21 protein-coding genes are annotated in these 23,840 nt (G+C 72.1%); 13 read left to right on the top strand and 8 right to left on the bottom strand.

Annotation, left to right across the window (positions count from 1 at the left end):
* Nucleotides 1-189 precede the first annotated feature (189 nt).
* Nucleotides 190-1,812, bottom strand: a complete 1,623-nt coding sequence (gene murJ / locus E7Z53_RS02505) for a murein biosynthesis integral membrane protein MurJ (RefSeq protein ID WP_017835061.1) — start codon at nucleotides 1,810-1,812, stop codon at nucleotides 190-192.
* An 82-nt stretch (nucleotides 1,813-1,894) separates the two neighbouring features.
* Entirely contained in the window at nucleotides 1,895-2,395 is a 501-nt protein-coding gene (locus E7Z53_RS02500) for an NUDIX domain-containing protein (RefSeq protein ID WP_017835060.1), read from the bottom strand.
* A gap of 124 nt (nucleotides 2,396-2,519) precedes the next feature.
* On the opposite strand from E7Z53_RS02500, the gene E7Z53_RS02495 reads away from it, so the two are divergent.
* The 5 genes from E7Z53_RS02495 to E7Z53_RS02475 all read left to right on the top strand — a co-directional run bounded on the left by E7Z53_RS02495 (nucleotide 2,520) and on the right by E7Z53_RS02475 (nucleotide 8,675).
* Nucleotides 2,520-3,932, top strand: coding sequence for a CCA tRNA nucleotidyltransferase (locus E7Z53_RS02495; RefSeq protein ID WP_035924684.1), 1,413 nt, complete (start codon nucleotides 2,520-2,522; stop codon nucleotides 3,930-3,932).
* Between the two features lie 151 nt (nucleotides 3,933-4,083).
* Nucleotides 4,084-5,319 (top strand): glycosyltransferase 87 family protein, encoded by a 1,236-nt coding sequence (locus E7Z53_RS02490; protein ID WP_176337094.1) that lies wholly within the window; start codon nucleotides 4,084-4,086, stop codon nucleotides 5,317-5,319.
* Between the two features lie 140 nt (nucleotides 5,320-5,459).
* Nucleotides 5,460-6,425: an ABC transporter ATP-binding protein gene (locus E7Z53_RS02485; protein ID WP_176337093.1), complete on the top strand. Its 966-nt coding sequence runs from the start codon at nucleotides 5,460-5,462 to the stop codon at nucleotides 6,423-6,425.
* Entirely contained in the window at nucleotides 6,422-7,438 is a 1,017-nt protein-coding gene (locus E7Z53_RS02480; protein WP_176337092.1) for an ABC transporter permease subunit, read from the top strand. Before E7Z53_RS02485 ends, E7Z53_RS02480 begins: the two co-directional genes overlap by 4 nt.
* 115 nt (nucleotides 7,439-7,553) lie before the next feature.
* The gene (locus tag E7Z53_RS02475) at nucleotides 7,554-8,675 is read left to right on the top strand and encodes a hypothetical protein (RefSeq protein WP_144835637.1); all 1,122 of its coding nucleotides are present in this window, start codon (nucleotides 7,554-7,556) and stop codon (nucleotides 8,673-8,675) included.
* A 105-nt stretch (nucleotides 8,676-8,780) separates the two neighbouring features.
* Here the strand turns inward: E7Z53_RS02475 and E7Z53_RS20610 are convergent, their stop codons facing one another.
* From E7Z53_RS20610 to E7Z53_RS02460, 3 genes are read right to left on the bottom strand one after another with little or no spacing between them, the layout of a single operon-like run.
* A complete protein-coding gene (locus E7Z53_RS20610; RefSeq protein ID WP_017835054.1) occupies nucleotides 8,781-9,842 on the bottom strand; it encodes an ABC transporter ATP-binding protein in 1,062 nt (353 codons plus the stop codon).
* Complete coding sequence (locus E7Z53_RS02465) at nucleotides 9,835-11,373, bottom strand: ABC transporter permease (RefSeq protein ID WP_176337091.1); 1,539 nt, start codon at nucleotides 11,371-11,373, stop codon at nucleotides 9,835-9,837. Before E7Z53_RS02465 ends, E7Z53_RS20610 begins: the two co-directional genes overlap by 8 nt.
* A 50-nt stretch (nucleotides 11,374-11,423) precedes the next feature.
* Nucleotides 11,424-12,497, bottom strand: coding sequence for an iron ABC transporter substrate-binding protein (locus E7Z53_RS02460; protein WP_017835052.1), 1,074 nt, complete (start codon nucleotides 12,495-12,497; stop codon nucleotides 11,424-11,426).
* Between the two features lie 250 nt (nucleotides 12,498-12,747).
* Here E7Z53_RS02460 and E7Z53_RS02455 point away from each other — a divergent pair, with 250 nt between their 5' ends.
* The 5 genes from E7Z53_RS02455 (at nucleotide 12,748) to rplI (ending at nucleotide 15,207) form a co-directional block, all read left to right on the top strand.
* On the top strand, nucleotides 12,748-13,170 hold the full coding sequence (locus tag E7Z53_RS02455; RefSeq protein ID WP_232035215.1) for a TM2 domain-containing protein: 423 nt from the start codon (nucleotides 12,748-12,750) through the stop codon (nucleotides 13,168-13,170).
* 185 nt (nucleotides 13,171-13,355) lie between these two features.
* Nucleotides 13,356-13,661, top strand: a complete 306-nt coding sequence (gene rpsF / locus E7Z53_RS02450; protein WP_035924389.1) for a 30S ribosomal protein S6 — start codon at nucleotides 13,356-13,358, stop codon at nucleotides 13,659-13,661.
* Between the two features lie 111 nt (nucleotides 13,662-13,772).
* On the top strand, nucleotides 13,773-14,423 hold the full coding sequence (locus tag E7Z53_RS02445; protein WP_017835049.1) for a single-stranded DNA-binding protein: 651 nt from the start codon (nucleotides 13,773-13,775) through the stop codon (nucleotides 14,421-14,423).
* A 78-nt stretch (nucleotides 14,424-14,501) separates the two neighbouring features.
* Nucleotides 14,502-14,738, top strand: coding sequence for a 30S ribosomal protein S18 (gene rpsR / locus E7Z53_RS02440; protein ID WP_017835048.1), 237 nt, complete (start codon nucleotides 14,502-14,504; stop codon nucleotides 14,736-14,738).
* 19 nt (nucleotides 14,739-14,757) lie between these two features.
* Nucleotides 14,758-15,207 carry a 50S ribosomal protein L9 gene (rplI, locus tag E7Z53_RS02435; protein WP_017835047.1) on the top strand — a complete coding sequence of 150 codons (450 nt, stop codon included), beginning with the start codon at nucleotides 14,758-14,760 and terminating at the stop codon, nucleotides 15,205-15,207.
* Between the two features lie 105 nt (nucleotides 15,208-15,312).
* On the opposite strand, the gene E7Z53_RS02430 is transcribed toward rplI, so the two are convergent.
* Complete coding sequence (locus E7Z53_RS02430; RefSeq protein ID WP_109221575.1) at nucleotides 15,313-15,930, bottom strand: class I SAM-dependent methyltransferase; 618 nt, start codon at nucleotides 15,928-15,930, stop codon at nucleotides 15,313-15,315.
* A gap of 98 nt (nucleotides 15,931-16,028) precedes the next feature.
* On the opposite strand from E7Z53_RS02430, the gene E7Z53_RS02425 reads away from it, so the two are divergent.
* Nucleotides 16,029-16,337, top strand: a complete 309-nt coding sequence (locus E7Z53_RS02425) for a hypothetical protein (RefSeq protein ID WP_176337090.1) — start codon at nucleotides 16,029-16,031, stop codon at nucleotides 16,335-16,337.
* A 453-nt stretch (nucleotides 16,338-16,790) separates the two neighbouring features.
* Nucleotides 16,791-17,882, top strand: coding sequence for a patatin-like phospholipase family protein (locus E7Z53_RS02420; RefSeq protein WP_176337089.1), 1,092 nt, complete (start codon nucleotides 16,791-16,793; stop codon nucleotides 17,880-17,882).
* On the opposite strand, the gene E7Z53_RS02415 is transcribed toward E7Z53_RS02420, so the two are convergent.
* Nucleotides 17,879-18,853 (bottom strand): ABC transporter substrate-binding protein, encoded by a 975-nt coding sequence (locus E7Z53_RS02415; RefSeq protein ID WP_109221572.1) that lies wholly within the window; start codon nucleotides 18,851-18,853, stop codon nucleotides 17,879-17,881. The two genes, E7Z53_RS02420 and E7Z53_RS02415, sit on opposite strands and share 4 nt — an antisense overlap.
* Nucleotides 18,854-19,019: 166 nt before the next feature.
* A complete protein-coding gene (locus E7Z53_RS02410) occupies nucleotides 19,020-20,450 on the bottom strand; it encodes an amidase family protein (protein ID WP_176337088.1) in 1,431 nt (476 codons plus the stop codon).
* Between the two features lie 150 nt (nucleotides 20,451-20,600).
* Here E7Z53_RS02410 and E7Z53_RS02405 point away from each other — a divergent pair, with 150 nt between their 5' ends.
* Complete coding sequence (locus E7Z53_RS02405; RefSeq protein ID WP_081994253.1) at nucleotides 20,601-23,690, top strand: replicative DNA helicase; 3,090 nt, start codon at nucleotides 20,601-20,603, stop codon at nucleotides 23,688-23,690.
* Nucleotides 23,691-23,840 lie beyond the last annotated feature (150 nt).

Here is a 23,840-nt window from a genome sequence, read left to right as displayed (position 1 = left end):
GGGTCGGGAATCCGCGGCGGGGGCCGGAATTCGCGGGCGGGGGTGGCCGGCGGGGCAGAAGGGGTGTTCCTGACCCACGTCACCGACCACTCAGCACTTTACCGGTCCCGGCCTCCCGCGGCCGAGAGCCTCGTCACACGGCCGGTCCGAGCGCTCGGTCCGGGCGCCCGGTCCGCCCGGTCGGGGCGGTCAGCGGCCGAGGCGCGCGAGGAGCGGGCGCACGAGGCTGTCGAGCTCCCGGACGCGGCAGAGCTTGAGGGCGCCCAGGTAGGCGATCCCCATGACGGTCCCGCCCGCGGCGACGGTCGCGATCGCCGTCAGCTGGTTGGTCCAGGGGAAGCCGGCGGGGTCGTATCCGCCGAGCAGGAACAGGGCCACGGCGCCCACCGCGCCGGCGAGCAGGGACGCCACGAGGATCCGGGCGTGGGAGTCCACGATCCGGGCCACGTCGTAGTCCCCGATCCGGCGGACCAGGACCACGTGGTAGATCAGCGCGCTCAGGACGTTCTGGGCCGCGTAGCACGCGGCGACCGCGAAGACGATGAGGTCCGGCGGGACGAACGACCAGATCAGCAGCGCCGAGACCACGGTGAAGAGGGCGACGCCGACCTGCACGAGGAACGGGGTGCGGGCGTCCTCCTGCGCGTAGAACGCCCGGCCGAGCATGAAGGACACCGACATGAAGGGCGCGCCGATCGCGATCACCGTGATCACCTGGCCGACCACGGCTCCCGCGGAGGGGACGCCGCCGCTGAAGAGCATGCCGAGGGGGCCGGCGAAGACCACGAGGGCGACGGTGGCGAAGACCGTCGCCACACCGGTGATGCGCAGGCTCGAGGACAGGGACGCGACCATCCCGGCCCGGTCCCCGTCCGTCGAGGCGGCGGCCATCCGGTTGAACAGCACCGTGGCGATGGACAGCCCGATCACCCCGTGCGGGAGGGAGTACAGCATCGAGGCCTGGTTGAGGGCCGCCACGCCCGCGATCTGCTGCGGCGGGTCCATCGCGAGGTACTCCGGGCGGTAGCCGGTGGGGATCGCCGCGACCTTGGTCAGGGTCAGGAACGCCAGGTTGGCGAGGACCCCGGTGGCGAGGGTCCAGCCCGCGAGCCGCGCCGCGGTGGAGAGGCCGATGCCGCGCCAGCCGAACTTCGGGCGCAGTCCCAGCCCGAGCCGGCGCAGCGGCCAGAACAGCACGAGGGCCTGGGCCGCGACGCCCACCGTGGCCATGGCCGCCAGCCAGAAGGTCTTGGCCGGGGACCAGTTCTCGAGGGTGTGCACCGTCTCGGCGTACGCCCCGAACTGCTGGACGAACACGAGCAGCGCGGCGATGGCCACCACGTTGTTGACCACCGGCGCCCACATGTACCAGCCGAAGGCGCCGCGGGCGTTCAGGACCTGCCCCACCACGGTGTAGAGGCCGTAGAAGAAGATCTGCGGGAACGTGAACAGCGCGAACGTCAGCCCGAGCGAGAGCTGCTCCTCGGTCCAGTCGGTGCCCATGGTCCGGATGATGGGTCCCGCCAGCAGCACCACGACCGCCGTGACCCCCAGCAGGGCGAGCACGGCGAGGGTGAGCAGGCGGGCGATGTAGTCGGCCCCGCCGTCGTCCGCGGTCCTGGAGGCCTTGATGATCTGCGGCACCAGGACGGCGTTGAAGATGCCGCCCGCCACGAGGACGTAGATCAGGTTCGGCAGCGTGTTCGCGAGCTCGAAGACGTCGGAGACGGTCGTGATGGAGCCGATCGCCACCGTGATGAGGACCGTCTTGACGAACCCCAGCGCGCGGGAGACGAGCGTGCCCGAGGCCATGATGGCGCTGGAGGCCGCGCCCGAGCGGCGGGCCGGGGCCGCCGGGGTGCCCTTCCCGGCCGGCCCGGAGGGCTCCGCGGTCTCAGAGCTGGTGGATGATGTATTCACGGGCGATGTCGGCGATGCGCCGTTCGTTGGGGAAGGACAGCTTCCGGCCGAGGTCGTCGATGTTCACCCAGGCGACGTCCACGGCCTCGTGGTCGGGGTCGTTGTCCGTGGTGAGGTGACCGCCCGTGGCGCGCAGCAGGAAGTGGTGCACCGTCTTGTGCACGCGGTGCCCGGAGACCGTGAACCAGTAGTCGATGCTGCCCAGCGGGCTCAGCACCTCACCGGCGATGCCGGTCTCCTCCTCGATCTCGCGGATCGCGGCTTCCTCGTTGGACTCCTCGCCCTCGGGGTGGCCCTTGGGCAGGCACCACTCGAGGCGCCCGCCGCGGTTGATCCGGGCGATGATGGCCACCGGGTGGGAGGGCGCGCCGAGGTCGACGACGATCCCGCCGGCGGAGACTTCCTCGACCGTGGGCAGCGCAGCGGCCGGCGCGGTCGGCCGCTTCTTCGGTGCGCTGGGTACGGGGAAAGCCATGTCTCCTACCTTGCCACAATCGCCCGGGCTCCCGCCGGAGCGGGGGAGGGGCTCCGGCGGTCGGTTCCGGCGGGGCCGCGGCGGCCGGGTCCGCGCCCCGGGGTCTGGAACAATGGGCGGCACCATGACGCAGCTCCCCGACGCCCACGCGATCCACCCCGCCGCCCTCGACCTGGGGCGGCGGTTCTCCGCCGCCGGCCACGAGCTCTCCCTCGTGGGCGGGCCCGTGCGGGACCTCTTCCTCGGCCGGCCCGCCCTGGACCTGGACTTCACCACCGACGCGACGCCCGAGGAGACGCTCGCCGTGGTCACGGGGTGGGCGGACGCGGTGTGGGAGATCGGCCGCGCCTTCGGGACCATCGGGATGCGCCGCGGCGACGTCCAGCTGGAGGTGACCACCTACCGGGCCGAGGCCTACGACGCGGACTCCCGCAAGCCGCAGGTGGCCTTCGGCGACTCCCTCGAGGACGACCTGTTCCGCCGCGACTTCACCATCAACGCCATGGCGCTGCGGCTGCCCGGCCTGGAGCTCGTGGACCCGCACGGCGGGATCAAGGACCTGCACGCCCGGGCGCTGCGCACCCCGGGCGCCCCGGAGGACTCCTTCTCGGACGACCCCCTGCGCATGATGCGCGCCGCCCGCTTCGCGTCCCAGCTCGACGTCGAGGTGGCCCCCGAGGTGCGCGCGGCCATGACCGGCATGGCGGAGCGCATCGCGATCGTCTCGGCCGAGCGCGTGCGGGAGGAGCTCGTCAAGCTGGTCTGCGGGCGCCGGCCCCGCCGCGGCATCGACCTCCTGGTGAGCACGGGGCTCGCCGAGGTCGTGCTGCCCGAGGTGCCCGCGCTCCAGCTCGAGACGGACGAGCACCACCGGCACAAGGACGTCTACCAGCACTCCCTGACCGTCATGGAGCAGGCCGCGGCCCTGGAGTCCGGTCCGGACGGCCCCGTGCCCGGGCCCGACTTCGCGCTGCGCTTCGCCGCGCTCATGCACGACGTCGGCAAGCCCGCGACCCGGCGCTTCGAGGAGTCCGGTGCCGTGAGCTTCCGCCACCACGAGGTGGTGGGCGCGAAGCTCACGGCCAAGCGGATGCGGGCCCTGCGCTTCGACAACGACACGATCAGGACGGTGGGCCGGCTGGTCGAGCTGCACATGCGCTTCTACGGCTACGGGGACGCCGAGTGGACCGACTCCGCCGTGCGCCGCTACGTCCGGGACGCCGGGGAGTGCCTGGAGCGGCTGCACCGGCTCACGCGGGCGGACGTGACCTCCCGGAACCGGCGGAAGGTGGCACGGCTCGCCGCCGCCTACGACGACCTCGAGGCGCGGATCGAGGAGCTCTCCGCGCGCGAGGAGCTCGACGCCGTGCGGCCGGAGCTGGACGGCGAGCGGATCATGGCGGTGCTCGGCATCCCGCCGGGGCCGGCGGTGGGCCGGGCCTACAAGTTCCTGCTGGACCTGCGCCTGGACGAGGGGGAGCTGGGGCCGGAGGAGGCCGAGCGGCGGCTGCGGGCCTGGGCCGCGGACACCCTGTGAGCCCCCGGTCCGGCGCCGGCGCCGCGGGGAACGCCCTCTGCTGCTCCTGGAGTGCATATATCGGCGAAGGCATATCTTCCGACCTCGCCGCGGTCCTCCTGGCCGGGGTCGGGGTCGGGGCGGGCGTGCTGCGCGGACGGCGGGAGGGGCCGTGAGCCTCCTGGGCGGGTCCCGGGGCGGCCACCGGGCGCTGCTCGTCGGCCTGAGCCTCTACGCGGTCATGACGGCATGGCTGCTGCGGCTGCCCTGCCGGGTGCCCGGCTGGGGCGCCGCGGAGAGCCTGCCCGCGCTGTGCGCCTCCGAGATCGCGCCCGGCGAGGCGTCCGGGGCGGGCGGGTTCCTCACGGGCGGGCCCGCGGGGGACCAGCCCGCCCTGGTCGGGATGATCACCACGGTGGTCGGCTGGCTCGCGGCCCGCCTCTCCGCGCTGTTCGGGACGGACGTGGACCGGGGCGTGTTCGCCGACCTCTCCGTGCTGCTGCTGGCCCTGGTGTGGATCGGCACGGTGGCCGCGGTCTCCGCGCTCTCCGGCAGGCGCGGCGCGGACGCGTTCGTGCTGGCGCTCGCACCGGTGGCGGTCCTGGTGGGCTTCGGCACGTGGGACCTGTGGGCCGTGCTGCTCATGATGCTGGCGCTGCTCTTCCACGTCCGGGGCAGCCCCGTGCCGGCGGGGATCCTGCTGGGGCTCGCGGCGTCCGTGGCGCTGTTCCCCCTGGTGGTCCTCCTGGCCGTGCTGCTCCTGGCCGTGCGGTACCGGCAGCTCCGGGACTTCGCGGTGGTCCTGGCCGGGACGCTGCTCACCTGGGCGCTGGTCAACGGGCCGTTCCTGCTCTCCGCCCCGGACCGGTGGGTCCGGCAGCTCCGCCTGCCCTGGGACGGGCCCGTGGAGAGCTCCTCCTCCTGGGGCGTCTGGGCCCGGGTGGAGCAGGCGCGCACGGGTGCGGCCCCGGACCCGGCGGGGGCGGGGCAGTGGGTGCTCCTGGCCCTCGTGCTGGGTCTCGTGGCGGTGCTCGTGCTGACCCTGCTCACCCGGCAGGAGCCCAGCGTCGTCCAGATCGCGTTCCTCCTGCTGGCCGTGCTCGTGCTCTCCGGCCCCGCCTACTCCCTCGTCCACGTGCTCTGGCTGGCGCCCCTCGTGGTGCTCAGCCGGCGCAACTGGCTCGAGTTCGCCGCCTGGCAGCTCGTCGAGGTCCTGTGGTGGACCACCCTGGTCCTGCCCGAGCCGACCTGGCCGGTGCTGCCCGGGCTCGGTCTGATCGGCTGGGACGCGCAGGACCTGCTCGCGGCAGTGCGCGTGCTGCTCCTCGTCCTCCTGGTGGTCGCGGTCGCGGTCGACGTCCTGCGGGGCGGTCAGGCGCGGCGGATCGGGCTCTCCGAGGCCGGTTGAGCGTCCCGGCTCCGCCGGGAGGGGGAGACCGGCGGCCGCCACGCCCGCACGGGTTCATCCTGACGGCGGTGCCGTCCCGTGCCGGCTCTCCCGTAGGTTGGTGGCGGAGAAGAACAGACGAGTGCTCGGGAGGAGCGCCGGTGATCGAGATCGAGAACCTGACGAAGACCTACGGCGGCAAGACGGCGGTGGACGACGTCAGCTTCACCGTCCGCCCCGGCAAGGTGACCGGGTTCCTGGGGCCCAACGGGGCCGGCAAGTCGACCACGATGCGCCTCGTCGTCGGGCTGGAGTCCGCGACCCGGGGCCACACCCGCGTCAACGGCAGGCCGTACGCCCAGCACCGGGCGCCGCTCGCGGAGGTCGGGGTGCTGCTGGACGCGAAGGCGGTCCACCCCCGGCGCACCGCGCGCGCGCACCTCTCGGCGCTCGCCGCGACCCACGGCATCGCGAAGTCCCGCGTCCAGGAGGTCGTGGACCTCACCGGGCTCGGGGCCGCGGCCGACAAGCGGGTGGGAGGCTTCTCCCTCGGCATGGGCCAGCGCCTCGGGATCGCCGCGGCGCTGATCGGCGACCCGCACACCGTGATCCTCGACGAGCCCGTCAACGGACTGGACCCCGAGGGCGTGGTGTGGGTGCGCCACCTCGCCAAGTTCCTCGCCTCGGAGGGCCGTACGGTCTTCCTGTCCTCCCACCTCATGTCCGAGATGGCGCAGACCGCCGACCACCTCGTGGTGATCGGCCGGGGCCGGATCCTCGCGGACGCGCCGATCCAGCAGATCCTCGCCGGGGGCCGCACGCGCACCCGGCTGCGCGCCACCGACCGGGAGGCGATGCGCCGCGCCCTGCAGGGCATGGACGCCGGCATCACGGAGTTCGACGACGACGGACTCCTGGTCACGGGGCCGGAGCCGCGGCGCATCGCCGAGGCCGCCCTCTCCCACGGGGTGCTGGTCCACGAGCTCACCCCCCTCACGGAAACCCTCGAGGACGTGTACATGGCCATGACCCAGAACGAGGTCGAGTACCGCTCCGGCGGCGCTCCCGCACCGACCGACCCGGCGCCCTGGGCGGGCGCCGACGCACGAACCGGAGACCGAGCATGAGCACCAGCACCTCGACCGCCCCCCGCCCGCAGACCGGTACCCCGGAGCGCACCGGGCCGTCCGACCCCGCGTCCCGGGTGCGGCTGGGCTTCGGCCGGGTCCTGCACTCCGAGTGGATCAAGTTCCGCTCCCTGCGCTCGCACTGGATCCTGCTCGGCGTCGCCCTGCTCCTCTCCCTCGGCTTCGCAGCGCTGGGCGCCTGGAGCACCACGTCGCTGCAGAGCTTCAACGAGCAGGCCGCGCAGGAGCAGGTCGACGAGTCGCTGGACGGACGGTCCCCGGAGGAGCTCGGGCTCACCGAGGAGGAGGTCCAGCAGCAGCAGGACGCGTTCGCCGCCGAGTCGGACCAGCAGATCGCCGCGCAGTCCGACATTGCCCTGCCGGACGGGATGGGCTTCAGCGAGTACCTGGCCATGACCAGCGCCAACAGCGGCCTGCAGCTCGTCATGCTGCTCCTGGGAGCGTTGGCCGTGCTGTTCATCGGCTCCGAGTACGCCACCGGCGCCATCCGCACCACCATGACGGCGGTGCCGCGGCGCACCCCGGTGATGCTCGCCAAGACCGTGGTGCTCTCCGTGGTCGCGTTCCTCTTCGGGGTGCTCAGCGGGCTCCTGTGCCACCTCGTCGTCCAGCCGGTCCTGGCGGGCGGGGACCTCGGCTACGACGTGTGGCAGGAGCCCGTCCTGCTCAACGTCCTGGCGGTGGGCGTCTTCTACATGGTCACCGCGTGGCTGGGCTTCGGGCTCGGGGCCCTGCTGAAGTCCACGACGTGGGGGATCGTGGTGCTCGTGGTGCTGGTGATGGTCCTGGAGATCGTGCTGTTCGCGCTGTCCTTCGAGTGGCTCGAGGACGTCAAGCCGTACTCCCCGGGGGCGGCCGGCACCCAGCTGACCACGATGTACCAGTCCGCCGACCCGGTGCTCACCCACGTGGAGTCCGGCCTCGTCTACGGCGCCTGGGGCCTGGTGCTCGTCGCGGCCGGGATCCTGGCCACCCGGAGGCGCGCGCTCTAGCGGTTCTTCCGTCCCGGCGGCGACGCCGGCCCTACGATGTGAGCTGGTGGGCCGGGACGTGGCCCGCACCGTCCGGGCCGAGTGCCGGACGGACCCCTGGGGAACGGGAGCTGCGGTGTCGGTGTCACGGGAGCGGGAGGCCGGCGAGGCCCTCTCCGCGGTCGACGCCCGGGGCCTGCGGCGGACCCTGCTGCACTGGCTGACGGTCGTGGTGGTCCTCGTGACCGTGTTCAGCTCCGTGGTCAACTGGGTCTTCGTGGACCGGGAGCCGCAGGACCCGGTGGCCACGTGGCTCGGCGGGCTCGAGAACGGGCGCTCGCGGCAGCTGCTGTCCCGCACCGAGGCCGTCGTGGCGGACCCCACCCTGAACATCTTCTCGAACCGCGTGTACCGCAACGCCGCGGGGCGGATCGGCGGCTACGAGATCCTGGGCGTGGACCGCCGCGGGAGCCGCGCCGAGATCCGGGCGCGCGTGTGGTGGGACGGACCCGACGGCGCCCGGGACCGGGAGGAGGTCCACGTCTACGGGGTGCACCAGGTGCGGCGCAGCGGTCCCTTCAACGACCAGTGGCAGCTCGACTCCCCGGACGCGGCCCCCTTCTCGATCCACCTGCCCGCCCCCCTCGACGAGCTCTCCGTCAACGGGGAGACCGTCCGCCCGGACCCGGACGACCGGGTGCCCGACCCCGAGGGCCCCGGCGGCACCTGGCGCTTCGAGGCCCTGCCCGGGAACTACGCGATCGGACTGCCCGGGAACTCCTACTACACGGCGGACCCGCCCCTGGAGCCGCACACCGTGGCGTTCCGGGATCCGGCACCGGCCTCGGTGGCGCTGCGGATCGAGCCCTCCCCGAGGATGTGGCAGGAGGTCGACGACCGGATCGAGGAATGGCTGGAGAGCTGCACCGACTCCGACGAGCTGTCCCCCGAGGACTGCCCCTCGTCCCGGCGCTGGGCGGCCCCGCAGGAGCCGCTCGAGCCGTCCGCGGCGGCGACCGGGACGCCGGACCCGGAGATCACCGGCGTCCGGTGGCGGCTGGTCTCCCGGCCCGCCCTGGTCCTGGTCCCGGACCCGGCGGACCCGCTGCGCTGGACGGCGGACGCGCACCGGCCCGCGGAGGCGCGGCTGAGCTACGAGGAGGACGGGGAGACCGTCACGGAGCGGATCGAGTTCCCCGTCCGCGCCGCCGTGCGCTCCACGGGCCAGAGCGCCGACATCGAGGTGGGCCTGGACTAGACCGGTGCTCCCGTGGCTGTGGTGGCCCTGGCGGCTCGGCGCCCCGGGGTACTGCCCCTCGGGGGTGTCCCGGCGTCTCTGAGCGTCTGCGTCCGGGGGACCGGCTCAGCTCGCCGGGACGGCCGTGACCTCGCCGTCGACCAGGGCGAACACCCGGTCACCGGGACGGTAGTCCACGAGCGGGCCGTCGACCATCCGGGACATGGCCTCGGTCCCGTCCGAGAGCCGGAAGGCCACGAGCGTGTCGTGGCCGTGGTAGTCCACGCGGGTCACCACGGCCGGCTCGCCGCGCCCGGCCTGCGGGGTCCGCTTGTGCGCCAGGAGCACCTGCTCGGGCCGGACCACCGCGGCCATCGGCCCGGTCCAGGGGCGGTCGTCCTGGCGCAGGACCAGCGGCCCGAGGGGGGAGTCGCGCCGGGTGCCGGCCGTGGCGCCGTCCAGCGGGACGAGGACGGCCTCGCCCACGAAGCCCGCCACCCACGCGTCCGCCGGCTGCCGGTAGATCTCCGCCGGGGTGCCGACCTGGCGGATCCGGCCGCCGTTCATCACGGCCACCCGGTCCGCCATGGACAGGGCCTCCCCCTGGTCGTGGGTCACGAGGATCGCCGTGGCGCCGTCCTCCCGCAGCGCCCGGCGGACGTCCCGGCGCAGCTCCGAGCGCAGGGAGGCGTCGAGGGCGCTGAAGGGCTCGTCGAGCAGCACGAGGGGCGGCCGAGGGGCCAGCGCCCGAGCCACGGCCACGCGCTGGCGCTGTCCGCCCGAGAGCTCGTGGGGCATCCGGGCACCGTACCCGCCGAGGCCCACCAGCTGGAGGCACTGCTCCACCCGGGCGGCCCGGTCCTTGCGGCCGCGGCGCAGCCCGTAGGCCACGTTGCCGGCCACGTCCAGGTGCGGGAACAGCGCCCCCTCCTGCGGGACCACCGCGACGTGCCGCCGGTGCGGGGGCACGTGGACGCCCGGCAGCGCCACGAGGCGGCCGCCCAGCGCGATCCGCCCCTCGTCGATCTGCTCGAAGCCCGCCACGCAGCGCAACAGCGTGGTCTTGCCGCAGCCCGAGGGGCCCAGCACGGCCACGAACTCGCCCGAGCGCATGCTCAGGTCCACGCCCTGCAGCGCCCGGACGGGGCCGAAGGACTTCCCGACCCGGTTGATCGCGACGTCAGTCATGGATGATCAGCTCCTCGTCCAGGATGCGGGCCGGTGTCCGGGTCCGGGTGGTCGTGACCACGCCGCTGCGGCGGACGAGGGCCCACGTGGGGATCGTCGCGAGCAGCACCAGGAGGAAGGCATAGGGGGCGGCCTCGGCGTAGCGCTGGTAGCTGGTGGCCTGCCACAGCTCGGTGGCCAGCGTGTCCAGCCCCGTGGGCCGCAGCATGAGCGTGGCGGGCAGCTCCTTCATGCAGGTGAGGAACACCAGGGCCGCGCCGGCGCCGATGCCGGGCAGGGTCAGCGGCAGGGTCACCGAGCGGAAGACCTGGGCGGGGGAGCGGCCCAGCGACGTGCCCACCTCCTCGAGCGCCGGCGGTGCCTGCGCCGCGGCGCCGGTCACCGCCGCCACGCCCAGCGGCAGGAACAGGGTGGCGTAGGCGAACGCCAGCAGCCACGTGGTCTGGTAGAGCGGCATCAGGACGGTCACGCCGAGGAAGACCAGGGACAGTCCCACCACCACCCCGGGGAGGCTGTGCGCGAGGTAGGCGGCCCGTTCGGTCAGGGCGCTGAGCCGGCCGGGGTGCCGGGCGGCGAGGATGCCGATGGGCAGGGCCAGGACCATGGTCAGCAGGGCGCCGGCCAGGGACACCGTGAGGGAGCCCGCCGCGGCCGTGAGGACCTGCCCCCAGGAGTCGGCGCGGGACGTGCCCGCGGTCATCCACCGCAGCATCGAGACGGCGGGCACCCCCAGCGCCAGCAGGGCCGTGGCGGTCAGCACCGCCGCGGCCGCCCACCGGCTGCGGCCCAGGTCCAGGGTGCTCGTGGCCCGGCCCGCGCCGGCGGACTCGTAGCGGGCGTCCCGCCGCCGGGTGCGGCCCTCGAGGGTCAGCACGAGCACCGTCAGCAGGACGAGGATCGTGGACAGGCTCAGGGCGGTGGCCCGGTCGAAGCCGGCGCTGAAGGCCGTGAAGATGGCCCGGGTGAAGGTGTCCACGCGCAGGATCGAGACGGCGCCGAAGTCCGAGAGGATGTAGAGGATCGCCAGCAGCCCGCCGCCGGTGATGGCCGGGCGGACCTGGGGGAGGCTCACGGTGGTGAGCGTGCGCCACGGCCCCCGGCCCAGGGAGCGGGCCACCTCCTCCTGGGCCACGTCCGCGCCCGCGAACGCGGCGGCCACGGGCAGGTAGACGTACGGGTAGGTGTAGAGCGTCAGCACCACCACCGCCGCGCCGAAGCCCTCGAAGCGGGCCGCGGAGGACCACAGGTCCGCGACCGACACCCAGGTGTAGGCGGCGACGTAGCTGGGCACGGCCAGGGGCAGGGCGGCCAGCACCGCGAAGCCACGGCGGAACGGCACGTTCGTCCGGGTCACCAGGTAGGCGCTGCCCACCCCCAGCACGAGGGAGCCCGCCGTGACGACGAGGGCCAGGGCCAGGCTCGTCGCCGCCAGCCGGGCCGTGCGCTCCGTGGTGACCAGCTCCCACCAGGCGCCCACGCCGCCCTGCCCGGTCCGCACCAGGATGTAGAACAGGGGCACGAGCGCGACCACCGCGGCCAGGACGGCCGCGGTGGTCAGGACGGAACGGGGGCGCCGTGCGCTCAGCTGAGACCAGCCTCCGAGATCATCGTCACGGTGGTCTGCAGGTCCTCGAGATCGTTGAGGTCGACCTCGGGCACCTCGAGGGTGTCGAGGGCCGGCAGGCCCTCGGGCGGGTCGACCGACTCGACCATCGGGTACTCGTGGGTCTCGTCCCGGAAGTACTCCTGGCCCTGCTGGCTCAGCAGGTGGTCGACGAAGGCCTGGCCGTCAGCGTCCTCCTGCTCGTTGACGAGGCCCACGCCGGAGACGTTGACCAGCGCGCCGGTGTCGCCGTCGGGGAAGAAGTGCAGGGAGGCGGCGAGGTCCTCGGCGGGCGTGCCCTCCTCCTGGGCCAGCTCGTAGAGGTAGTAGTGGTTGACGAGACCGGTGTCGATGACGCCCTCGTTGACGTCGGAGACGATCATCCCGTTCTTCTCGCGGATCTGCGGGTCGTTCGCGGCGAGGTCGTCGAGCCACTGGCGGGTCCGCTCGTCACCGTGCTCCACGCGCATGGCCGTGACGAACGCCTGGAAGGACGCGTTGGTCGGGGCGATGCCCACACGGCCCTCCCACTCGGGCTCCGTGAGGTCGAAGACGGAGGCGGGCAGCTCCGCCTCGGGGACCGCCTCCTCGTTGTAGACGAGCACGCGGGAGCGACCGGTGACGCCCACCCAGGTGCCGTCCTCCGCGCGGTAGGTCTCGGGGACCTGCTCCGTGGTCTCCGCGGGCAGCTCCGTGAGCAGACCCTCCCCGGAGACGGCGGCCAGGGCGCCGGCGTCCTGGGCGAGGAACACGTCCGCCGGGGAGTTCTCGCCCTCCTCGAGCAGCTGCGCCGCCATCTCGGCCGTGCCGCCGTAGCGGACCTCCACCTCGATGCCCGTCTCCTCGCTGAACCGGTCGATCAGCGGCTGCACGAGCGCCTCGTCGCGCCCGCTGTAGACCGTGAGGCTGTTGTCGCCGCCGCCGGTGCCCGCGGTCTCCTCGGCGCCGGTGGTGCCGCCGGTCTCCCCGGAGCCGCACGCGGCGAGTCCGAGCGCCAGGGCAGAAGTGGTCAGCAGGCCCGCGGTGCGGGCGAGGGGTCGGGCAGTGCGCAAGGTCGGCTCCTGGAGTGGCGCGGAAGTCGTGGGTCCCGGTGGTCCCTGTGACTTAGGACATCCTCAGTCCAGCACGGATGCGCCCCTGGGTGCAATTCGGGCACAGAAGTATGATTTATCGGGTCACAGCTCCGGAATACCGGCCGCCGGCGAACGGTTGAACGGGTCAGGACGTCCGCCGAGGACGCTCCGCAGCAGTTCCTGTCCGCCCTTCCCGCAGCCCGATCCCGGGCGCCCCGAAAGGATCCGCGTGGCTCCCGAGCCCGAGTACTACCGCCCCGTCCCGCTGAACGACGACCCCGGCCGCGCCGGGTACTCCCGGGCGCCCCACGGGCAGCCGTTCGGCGGGCAGCCCTTCGGCGGGGGCGGGCGCGGCGCCCCGTACCCCGGGCCGCCCGTGGTCAACGTGGTGGGCGGGAAGTCCGTGGTCCTCGCCTACGTCCTGTGGCTCTTCCTGGGCTGGCTGGGCATCCACAAGTTCTACCTGCGCCAGCCGATCTGGGGCCTGATCTACCTGTTCCTCGGGGGCCTGGGCTGGACCCTCGCGGGGGTCGGCGTCGGGATCCTGTTCCTGATCCCGTGGATGCTGCTGATGTTCGTGGACGTCTTCACCATGCCGTTCCGCACGGCCCTCGTGAACGCCTCGATCGCCCGCAGCGCCTACCGGTACTGAGCCCCCGTTCCCTGACCACCGCGGCCCCGCGCCCGCCCCGTTGGGCGCGGGGCCGCGGGTGTAGTAGTGTTGTGAGGTCTGTGTGCCCGCCGCCCGACGTGCGGTGCCGGCGCGCGGACGACGCTACAGAACCTCCTGCTGCGGAAGGACCGCAGCCGCTCAGCCCGAAGGAGGTGGGTTCGAACATGCGTGAGTACGAACTGATGGTGATCATCAACCCCGAGGTCGAGGATCGTGCCGTGGAGCCGACTCTCAAGAAGTTCCTCGAGGTCGTCACCAAGGACAACGGGACCGTCGACAACGTCGACATCTGGGGCCGTCGTCGCCTCGCCTACGAGATCCAGAAGAAGACCGAGGGTATCTACGCGGTCGTCCGGTTTACCGCGACCCCGCAGACCACCCAGGAGCTCGACCGCGTCCTGAACCTCAACGAGGCCATCATGCGCACCAAGATCATCCGCCCGGAAGAGCAGAAGATCTCCGCCGAGTAAGGACTTCACAACTGATCACCGAGGGCGCCCCGACCGGGCCCCCGGTGAGATGCTTGAGAGATCCCAGCACGTCCCGCACGACCGCGAACATCCTCGACCCGGGAGGTCCACATGGCTGGTGACACCGTCATCACCGTAATCGGCAACCTGACCGCTGACCCCGAGCTGCGCTTCACCCCGTCGGGTGCGGCGGTGGCCAACTTCACCGTTGCGTCCACGCCCCGCACCTTCGACCGCCAGTCCAACGAGTGGAAGGACGGGGAGACCCTGTTCCTCCGCTGCTCCGTGTGGCGCGAGGCGGCCGAGAACGTGGCGGAGTCGCTGCAGAAGGGCATGCGCGTCATCGTCCAGGGTCGGCTCAAGTCGCGGTCCTACGACACCAAGGAAGGCGAGCGGCGCACCGTCACCGAGCTCGACGTCGACGAGGTCGGTCCTTCCCTGCGCTACGCCTCCGCGAAGGTCAACCGCAACGCCCGCTCCGGCGGGCAGGGCGGCGGCTTCGGCGGCCAGCAGGGCGGCGGTCAGCAGGGCGGCGGCTTCGGCGCCGGCGCCCCGGCCGGCGGCGGATTCGGGGGCGACTCCGGGTTCGGCGGCGGTGGCGGCGGCCAGCAGGGCGGCGGCTCCGGCTTCGGCCAGGGCGGCCGCTCCGGCGGCGGACGCCAGCCCGCTCCGCAGGCCGCACCCCAGAGCGACCCCTGGAGCCAGTCCTCCGGCGGGAACTACGACTGGGGCAGCGGCCAGGACGACGAACCGCCGTTCTAGACCTTCCGCACTTTTCCCATCCACCCCATCCCGCGGTGACAAGCCGCGGGCTCCACTCGAAGAACAAGGAGCACCACGATGGCCAAGGCTGAACTCCGTAAGCCCAAACCAAAGCAGAACCCGCTCAAGGCTGCCAAAGTCACTGAGATCGACTACAAGGACGTTGCGCTGCTGCGCAAGTTCATCTCCGATCGCGGCAAGATCCGCGCCCGCCGCGTCACCGGTGTGACCGTGCAGGAGCAGCGCAAGATCGCCCTGGCGATCAAGAACGCCCGCGAGGTCGCGCTGCTGCCCTACTCCGGCGCCGGCCGCTGATCAGAGAGGACAGACACTCATGGCAAAGATCATCCTGACGACCGAGGTCACGGGTCTCGGCGCTGCCGGTGACGTGGTCGAGGTCAAGAACGGGTACGCCCGCAACTACCTCTTCCCGCGCGGCTTCGCGACCCCGTGGTCGCGCGGCGGCGAGAAGCAGATCGAGAGCATCAAGGCCGCCCGCGCCGCGCGCGAGGTCGCCTCGCTCGAGGACGCCCAGGTCCTGGCGCAGAAGCTGACCTCGGCCACCGTGACCATCCCGGTCAAGGCCGGCTCCGAGGGTCGCCTCTTCGGCACCGTCAAGGCCGAGGACGTGGCCAAGGCCGTCGAGGCCGCCGGCCTCGGCTCCGTGGACAAGCGCAAGGTCGAGCTCAACCAGCACATCAAGACCACCGGTGTGTACCAGGCCTCCGTGCGTCTGCACGAGGACGTCAACGCGAACGTCGAGTTCGAGGTCGTCCCCGCCTGATCGGTTCCTCCGGTCCGTGCAAGCACGGAAAGGGCCCCCGCGGTGCGCCGCAGGGGCCCTTTCCGCATGTCCGGCGTCTCCAGCGGAATCGGCCGGCGGGAGCGCTCAGTGGGGCCGGAGGGCCTCGAGGACGACGTCGAGCGCGGTGTCGGTGGTGCGCACCTGCTCGGCGCGCAGCAGGTCCAGTCCCTTGCCCTCGAGCACGGCGACGGTCTCCTGGAGGGTCGGCCGGGGCACGGTCGGGGGCGGGCCCTCGACGCTGCCGGGGGCGTGCGTGATCCACAGCAGCCGGCCGCCGGGGACGAGCCACTCGGCGGCGCGGCGCAGCAGCGCCAGGTCGTGCTGGAAGTACGCGGCCACGATCAGGTCGAACTGCGGGGGCACGGCGTCGGGCCCGGAGCGCTGCTCCTGCTCGGGGGTCCAGGTCCGCAGGTCGGCGACCAGGGCGCGGCCGGGCAGGCCGCGCTCCGCCAGCGCCCCGGCGATGGTCCGCACGGCGCTGGGGGAGAAGTCCACGGCCGTGGGGTCGTAGCCGGCCGCCGCCAGGGCCAGGGTGTGGCGGCCGGTGCCCGCGCCCAGGTCGAGGGCGGTCGGCGGGCCGCCCGTGCGCTCCCGGGCCGTCCGGTCCAGGAGGGCGGCCACCTCGGGGTGCGGCTGGGCGCCGTCGGGGGAGGACCCCCCGGAGGCGTACCGGTCCTCCCACATGCGCTGGTTGTCGTCCACGGGGACCTCCTGGAGGGGTCGGATGCGTCGGTCGGGCGTTCGGGCGGCCGCGGGCCGGTGCGGCGGGGCCGTCGGGTTCCCCGGGGGACAATGGGTCCATGCCGTCCCTGATCTCCCGCGTCTCACCGTCCGCCCTGTACTGGTTCGGCGTGGGGTGCCTCCTCTTCACCGTACTGGCTTTTGTCGTGGCCTTCCTGGGCGGGAACTCCGCGGGGCCCGAGACCTCCATGGCGTTCTTCGTGATCGGCTTCGTCGCGGCGGCGGTGGGGGCCACCGTGACGGCGGTGGTGGCCCTCGCGGGGGCCATCGGGTTCGCGTCCGAGCGGGTCCGGTTCCTGGTGCTGCTGGGGCTGTCGGTGCTCTGCCACCCGCTGCTGTGGCTGGCGCTGCTCGCCTCGGTCTCCTGAGGGCGGAGGCCCGCTCCGGCCCCCCGGACAGGGCGTGCGGGTCCGTGGCGCGCACATCGTGCCCGGCGTGCTCCGGGGTGTGCGGCGCTCCTGAGGGACCCGCCTCCGACGTGGGCCGGAACACGAGTCGGAGAACACGGTGCTGTGGACGGCACCGGTGGTGCCCCGGTCCGCCCTGCACAGGGTGTGCATCATCGTCGCCGCTGGTCAGAACGGGGTCTGCGACGACCTGTGCATAACTTTCCACAGGGTTCTCCCCAACCTGTGCACAGCCGTCCACGGCGTTTTCCACCGGTTGTCCACAGCGTGGAAAACGCCGCCGGCTGATAGGCTCCTCCGTCCTTCCCGGCTGGTCCGGCACCCGGTCCGGGAGCCGTCCTCCGCGGCCGGCGGGCTAGGCTCGGGGCACCCGGCCGGTCCAGTGGCCGGGTCCCTGCGGGAGAGGAGCGGCGGATGTCCCCACGCACGCGCGTGGCCCTGGCGCTGGGCAGCGGAGGCGCCCGCGGCTACGCCCACATCGGCGTGATCGAGGTGCTTGAGGAGCGCGGCTACGACATCGTGACCGTGGCGGGGAGCTCGATGGGGGCGCTCGTGGGCGGCCTCCACGCCGCCGGGCAGATGGAGTCGTATGCGCAGTGGGTGCGGGGTCTCAGCCAGCGGGACGTGCTGCGACTGCTGGACCCGTCCCCCTCGGCGCCTGGGGTGATCCGCGCGGAGAAGATCATGGCGAAGGTGCGCGAGCTGCTCGCCGGCCGGCTCATCGAGGACCTGCCCGTCCCTTTCACGGCGGTGGCCACGGACCTGCTCGCCCGCAAGGAGGTCTGGTTCCAGGAGGGTCCCGTGGACGTGGCGGTCCGCGCGTCGATCGCCCTGCCGAGCATCATCACCCCCGTCATGCTCAACGGCCGGCTGCTCGCCGACGGGGGGATCATGAACCCCGTGCCCATCGCCGCGACCGTCGCCACCCGCGCGGACGTGACGGTGGCGGTGTCCCTGTCCGGAGGACAGCAGTCCGGGGAGGGCCGGGTCCCCGCCCACGAGACGTCCGCCGTGCGGCCGTCCGAGGAGTGGGCGGAGCGGTTCCGGCGCAGCGCCTCCCACGTCCTGGACCGCGAGCTGACGCGCAGCGTCCTGGAGCGCTTGGCGGAGACGCGCGGCCGCGGCACCCCGTCCCGGTTCCTGCGCCCCGCCGGGACGGCCCCGGTGGACCCCGCCGAGGCCCTCGTCCGGGACGCCGTCCAGGACGTCGGCCGGGACGCGCTCGTGGACGCCGCCGAGGAGCTCACCCAGGACGGCTTCGGCGCCCTGCCGGCGGGGCTGCGCACGCTGGACGTCATGCAGCTCTCCCTCGAGGTGCTGCAGTCCATGGTGCTGCGCTACCGGCTGGCCGGCTACCCGCCCGACCTGCTCATCACCGTGCCGAAGAGCGCCAGGCGGCTGCTGGACTTCCACCGCGCCGGGGAGCTCATCGAGCTCGGCCGGCGGATGACCGAGGAGGCCATCGACCGCGCCGACGAGTTCCCGCCGGCGCGGCCGCGGTCCTAGTCGGCCTGGACGATCTCGTCCAGGTTCGCCTCGTTGTCGATCACGTCGTACTTGAGCATCAGCTCGGCGAGCGTGTCGAGCTCGTCGCGGTCCACCTCCGCGTCGAACTCCTCCAGCCGCAGGTCGGTGGCGACCTCCTCCGGCATGTTGAGGAAGCTCACGATGGTCTCGCGCACCCGGTCGGGGTTCTCCTGCGCGAACTGGAGGGCCTCCTCGATCGCGGCGTCGTAGTTCTCGAGGACCTCCGGGTTCTCCTCGGTGAACGCCGTGCTGCTGAAGGTGACCATGGTGTCGAGGCCCGGGACGGTGTCCTGGTAGTTGTAGCCGACCAGGGCGGTCTGCTCGCCGTTGATCAGCTGGGTCAGGAACGGCTCCGGGACCCAGGCGGCGTCGATCTCCCCGCGCTCCAGCTGGGCCGGCATGTCCTGGAAGGGCATCTCCACGAAGTTCACGGCGTCGGGATCGCCGCCGTCCTGGCTCACGGCCTCCTTGATGGTGAGGTCGCCCTGACCGTTGATCGTGTTCACGGCCACCCGCTTGCCGGCCAGGTCGGCCCAGGACGCGATGCCGGCGTCCTGGTTGGCGGCCACGCCGGTGATGTCCTCGCCCTCGGCCATCGAGCTGCTGTAGCCGCTGAGGATCTTCATGTCGAGGCCCTGGTCCTTGGCGAGGATGACCGAGAGCGGGTTGCCCACGCCGATGTCCATGGAGCCGCCCGAGACGGCCGGGAGCATGGCCGCACCGCCCTGGGCGGTCTCGATCGTGACGTCCAGGCCGTGCTTCTCGAAGATGCCCTCGTCGAGGGCGAGCTGCACGGGCGCGGAGGGCGCGATGGGGATGACGCCGATGGTGAGCGGCTGCAGCTCCTCGCCGTCCCCGCCGCCGCCGGTGGTGCCCCCGCCGCCGCAGGCGGTCAGGGCGAACGTCAGGACGGTTCCGACGGCGGCTGCTCTGGCGAACGGGTGCTTCATGGTGGTCCTCTTCCTCGGGTCGGTCCTGCCGGCGCCCGGCACCGGCGAATCCGCTGTGAGATGCATCACGCACATCGGTGACCTCACGGTAGAGGGCGACCGTTGGATTCGTCAACGGTTGTAGCTCTGAATTGTTGCGCTGTCCCCCGAAAAGGACCGCGGCGGCTCACTGGTCGCGCAGCAGCGCCTCCACGGTGCGGGCGAGGTCCAGGAGCACGGCGTCCGCCCCCGGCCCCGCCGCGAGCTCCAGGCCCACCGGCAGGCCCTCGGCGGTGCGCCCGGCAGGGATGCTGATCCCGAGGGTCCCGATGATGCCGGCGAGGTCGGAGTGGCGGGTGAAGGTGTCGAAGGTGGGCACGCGCCGGCCGTTGAGCTCCACGGTCTCGTCGTCGCCGATCGGCCGGGCCGTCAGCGGGCACGTGGGCTGCACCAGGGCCGTGACCCCCTGGGCCTGCATCGCCCCGGTGTACAGCCGCAGAGCGAGCCGGCGGTCCTCCTGGGCCGCGCGGTAGTCGTCGTCGGCGGCGCGGAACACCTGCGCCAGCTCCCAGATCCGCCGCACGTCCGGGCTGCCGATCCCGTCCCGCACCTCGTCGAGGGAGCGTCCTGTGCCGCGCGCCTCCAGATAGGCCTGGAGGTCGGGCAGGAACTCGTGGAGGGCGATCGTCATGCCGGCCGTGGCGGCCAGCTCGCGGGCGGGGCGCACGTCCACCGGCACGAGCTCCGCGCCCGCCGCCTCGAGTGCCCGCAGGCCCGCGCCGAAGACCGTGTCCACGCCCGGCTCCAGGTCCTCGAGGAACAGCTCGGGCACGCCGAGCCGGACGCCGTGGAGCGGGCCGGGGCCCTCGTCGTCGAACTCCAGGTGCCGCGCGCCCGGCGCGCCCAGCGGGTGCTCGCCCGCGAGCAGGGCGTCCAGCAGCACGATGTCGTCCACGGTCCGGGCCATGGGGCCGATCGTGTCCCGCGAGTGGGCGATCGGCAGGACGCCCGACGACGGGTAGCGGCCCAGCGTGGGCCGGAAGCCCACGATCCCGCACAGGGCGGCGGGGATGCGGGTCGAGCCCCCGGTGTCCGCGGCGACCGCGGCCGGGACCAGGCCCACCGCCACGGCCACCGCCGAGCCCCCGCTGCTGCCGCCGGGGCTCAGCGCCGGGTCGGCGGGGTGGCGCACCGGCCCGTACGAGCCGTTGTTGGAGGTGATGCCGAAGGACAGCTCGTGCAGGTTGGTCTTCAGGGCGAACAGGGCCCCCGCCTCGCGCAGGCGGGCCACCGCGGGGGCGTCCCGCGCCACCACGTCGTGCTCCAGCGACCGGGTCCCGCCGGTGGTGGGGAACCCCGCGACGTCCACGATGTCCTTGACCGCCAGCGGGATCCCCGTCAGCGGGCCCCGCGTCTCCCGGCGGTCCAGCGCGTGGGCGAAGGCCCGGGCCAGCTCCGGGTCCGCGCTGATCACCGCGCCCAGCCGCTGCGCCGTGGGCAGGCGCTCCAGCAGGGCGTCGAGGTGCTCCACGTGGCTGATCCGGCCCGCGGCCAGCTCCGCCCGGGTGGTCCTGATGTCCCACGAACAGGGGCCGCTGAGGTCTGTGGTGAGCGTCATGATCCATGGTGTCCACGGACGGGCCCGGGCGGCAAGCGGTGTCCGCGGTCGGTGCGAGAATGGAGGGGCTGCCCGGAAGATCGGGGCGGCGTCGTCGTGTGCGCGCTCCGCTGTCCGCGGGGTGCGCGGGGAGAGGTGGACCAGGTGTCGATGGTGTCGGAGCGCTCGTCCGGGAGCGACCGGGAGTACGGCCGGACCCCGCCGCAGGACAACGTCGCGGAGCAGTCCGTGCTCGGCGGGATGATGCTGTCCAAGGACGCGATCGCGGACGTGGTGGAGGTCCTGCGCGGCGTCGACTTCTACAAGCCCGCCCACGAGTCCATCTACGAGGCCGTGATCTCCCTGTACGGGCGCGGCGAGCCCGCGGACGCCATCACCGTGGCGGACGAGCTGACCAAGCGCGGCGAGATCGAGCGCGTCGGCGGTCCCGCGTACCTGCACACCCTCATCTCCTCCGTGCCCACCGCGGCCAACGCGGGCTTCTACGCCGAGATCGTGCGCGAGCGCGGCGTGCTGCGCCGGCTCGTGGAGGCCGGCACCAAGATCGTGCAGCTCGGCTACAGCTCCGACGGCGAGGTCGACGACATCGTCAACGCCGCCCAGGCCGAGATCTACCAGGTGGCCGAGCGCCGCTCCTCCGAGGACTACACGGTGCTCAAGGAGGTCATCGAGTCCACGGTCGACGAGATCGAGGCCGCCGGCTCCCGCGGCGAGGGCATGCGCGGTGTGCCCACCGGCTTCATCGAGCTCGACGAGCTGACCCAGGGCTTCCAGGGCGGTCAGATGATCGTCATCGCGGCGAGGCCGGCCATGGGCAAGGCGCTCGCCCTGGACACTGCGATCCCCACACCCACGGGGTGGACCACCATGGGCGAGGTCCAGGTGGGGGACGAAGTCATCGCCGCCGACGGCACGCCGTCCCGTGTGGTCGCGGCCACCGAGGTCATGACCGAACGTCCCTGCTACCGCGTGAGCTTCGACGACGGATCCGAGATCGTCGCCGACGAGCAGCACCAGTGGCTGACAGTCACCGACGACTCCTCCGCGGTGCGGACCACCGAGGAGATCCTGGCTTCCATGCTGGTGGGAGAGCAGCACACCGTCGTCAACGCCCCCGTCCTCGACCGCCCGGAGGCCGGCTATGAACCAGGGGGACGACGGCGTCTCACGGCTGTCGAGCCGATCGACTCCGTGCCGGTGCGGTGCATCGAGATCGACCATCCCTCGCACCTGTATCTAGCCGGCAGGACGTTCATCCCCACGCACAACTCGACGCTGGCCCTCGACGTCGCGCGGTCCGCGGCGATCAAGCACAACCAGACCACAGTGATCTTCTCCCTCGAGATGAGCCGCAACGAGATCGCGATGCGCCTGCTCTCCGCCGAGGCCACGCTGAACATGCAGGACCTGCGCAAAGGCCGGCTGCAGGACGAGCAGTGGGCCAAGATCGCCACCACGATGGGCAAGATGGACTCCGCTCCGTTGTTCATCGACGACTCCCCGAACATGTCCCTCATGGAAATCCGGGCGAAGTGCCGCCGGCTCAAGCAGAAGCACGACCTCAAGCTCGTGGTGCTCGACTACCTCCAGCTCATGAGCTCCGGCAAGAAGGTCGAGTCCCGCCAGCAGGAGGTCTCGGAGTTCTCCCGTGCCCTGAAGCTGCTGGCCAAGGAGCTCGAGGTCCCGGTCATCGCGCTGTCGCAGCTGAACCGTGGGTCCGAGCAGCGTCAGGACAAGAAGCCGATGGTGTCTGACCTCCGCGAGTCGGGCTGTCTCACTGCGGACACTCGGATTCTCCGTTCCGACACCGGAGCCGAGGTCACCATGGGCGAGCTGTTCGAGTCCGGGGCCAAGGATGTCCCTGTGTGGTCGCTGGGCGATGACATGCGCTACGTCGAACGCACGCTCACCCACGTTTTCTCGACAGGGGTCAAGCCGGTCCACCGGCTCACGCTGGCGTCGGGGAAGACGGTCCGGGCGACCGCGAACCACCCGTTCTTCACGTACCAGGGGTGGAAACCCTTGGACGAGCTGTCCGTGGGGGATCGGCTGGGCGTGCCTCGGCACACTGACGGACCGACGCAGCGCACGGAGTGGGACGACGCGCAGGTCGTCTTGCTCGCGCACCTGTTGGGCGACGGATCGTTCGTCGAGCGCCAGCCGCTGCGTTATGCGTCTGTGGATGAAATGAACCTCAATGCTGTCGCCGAGGCGGCGACCTACTTCGGCATCACCGCTGTCCGGGACGAGCACCCGGCCGCACGGTGCACTTCTCTCCGCCTGCCGGCTCCGTTCCGTCTGACGCACGGAAGACGAAACCCTATTGCCGCATGGCTTGGTGAGGAGCACCTTTTCGGGCGCCGCAGCTACGAGAAGTTCGTTCCGCAATCGGTGTTCGCGTTGTCAAAAAGGCAGATCACCCTGTTCCTCCACCACATCTGGGCCACGGATGGCTCCGTCACTATCAACAAGAACCAGAATGGTGGACGGATCTATTTCGCATCGACTTCACGTCGTCTGCTCGACGATCTGAGTCGACTGTTGCTTCGTTTCGGCATCACCACCCGTATCCGTCGCACCACGCCCAAGGCGCAGTATCGACCCGGTTACACGCTGGACATCTCCGGTATGGATGATCAGTTACGTTTTCTGCGGGAGATCGGCGTGCACGGGGAGAGGTCGGCGAACTGCGCGAAGCTGCTGACAATTCTCGAGACCAAATCCGGCAACACCAATGTCGACACTGTTCCGGTCGACGTCTGGGAGGACGTCAAAGGCATCCTCCGGGATAAGGGAATCACCCACCGGGCGTTCCAATCGTCCATGGGCAGTGAATACTGCGGAAGTGCATACTACAAGTCAGCGCCGTCTCGGCAGAGGTTGGCGAAGATCGCTGCCACGCTGGACTCTGTGGAACTCGAACTCATGGCGGTCAATGACCTGATGTGGGATTCCGTGGTGTCCATCGAGCACGAGGGCGAGGAAGAGGTCTTCGACGCAACTGTGCTCGGCAACCACAACTTCGTTGCCAACGGCATCGCGGTGCACAACTCCATCGAGCAGGACGCGGACATGGTGATCCTGCTGCACCGCGACGACGTCTACGACAAGGAGTCGCCGCGTGCCGGTGAGGCCGACGTGATCGTGGCCAAGCACCGCAACGGTCCCACCAAGACGATCGTGGTGGCGTTCCAGGGCCACTACTCCCGGTTCGCGAACATGGCGCACGAGGGACTCTGACCCGCACACGGGCCGAGAAGTGCTCCCCGGCTGCTCGCCTCGGGGTACCGGCGGAGCGGCACGGCCGTGCCGCTCCGCCGGATCGGTCCCCAACGATTGCCTAACGGACGTTGTCGGGGCCGTCGGCCGGGGGGACCATGGTGGTGTCGG

It is taken from the genome of Kocuria salina, assembly GCF_013368965.1.
GTDB lineage: Bacteria > Actinomycetota > Actinomycetes > Actinomycetales > Micrococcaceae > Kocuria > Kocuria rosea.
The sequence above is the reverse complement of the archived record's forward strand: the minus strand, read 5'-3'. Positions and strand labels throughout refer to the sequence as shown.

Excerpts from the sequence above, each read along its gene's own strand:
- murJ (WP_017835061.1), bottom strand. The coding sequence starts at position 1,812 with ATGGCCTCGGGCACGCTCGTCTCCCGCGCGCTGGGGTTCGTCAAGACG.
- E7Z53_RS02500 (WP_017835060.1), bottom strand. The coding sequence starts at position 2,395 with ATGGCTTTCCCCGTACCCAGCGCACCGAAGAAGCGGCCGACCGCGCCG.
- E7Z53_RS02495 (WP_035924684.1), top strand. The coding sequence starts at position 2,520 with ATGACGCAGCTCCCCGACGCCCACGCGATCCACCCCGCCGCCCTCGAC.
- E7Z53_RS02480 (WP_176337092.1), top strand. The coding sequence starts at position 6,422 with ATGAGCACCAGCACCTCGACCGCCCCCCGCCCGCAGACCGGTACCCCG.
- E7Z53_RS20610 (WP_017835054.1), bottom strand. The coding sequence starts at position 9,842 with ATGACTGACGTCGCGATCAACCGGGTCGGGAAGTCCTTCGGCCCCGTC.
- rpsF (WP_035924389.1), top strand. The coding sequence starts at position 13,356 with ATGCGTGAGTACGAACTGATGGTGATCATCAACCCCGAGGTCGAGGAT.
- E7Z53_RS02445 (WP_017835049.1), top strand. The coding sequence starts at position 13,773 with ATGGCTGGTGACACCGTCATCACCGTAATCGGCAACCTGACCGCTGAC.
- rpsR (WP_017835048.1), top strand. The coding sequence starts at position 14,502 with ATGGCCAAGGCTGAACTCCGTAAGCCCAAACCAAAGCAGAACCCGCTC.
- rplI (WP_017835047.1), top strand. The coding sequence starts at position 14,758 with ATGGCAAAGATCATCCTGACGACCGAGGTCACGGGTCTCGGCGCTGCC.
- E7Z53_RS02425 (WP_176337090.1), top strand. The coding sequence starts at position 16,029 with ATGCCGTCCCTGATCTCCCGCGTCTCACCGTCCGCCCTGTACTGGTTC.
- E7Z53_RS02420 (WP_176337089.1), top strand. The coding sequence starts at position 16,791 with ATGTCCCCACGCACGCGCGTGGCCCTGGCGCTGGGCAGCGGAGGCGCC.
- E7Z53_RS02415 (WP_109221572.1), bottom strand. The coding sequence starts at position 18,853 with ATGAAGCACCCGTTCGCCAGAGCAGCCGCCGTCGGAACCGTCCTGACG.
- E7Z53_RS02410 (WP_176337088.1), bottom strand. The coding sequence starts at position 20,450 with ATGACGCTCACCACAGACCTCAGCGGCCCCTGTTCGTGGGACATCAGG.
- E7Z53_RS02405 (WP_081994253.1), top strand. The coding sequence starts at position 20,601 with ATGGTGTCGGAGCGCTCGTCCGGGAGCGACCGGGAGTACGGCCGGACC.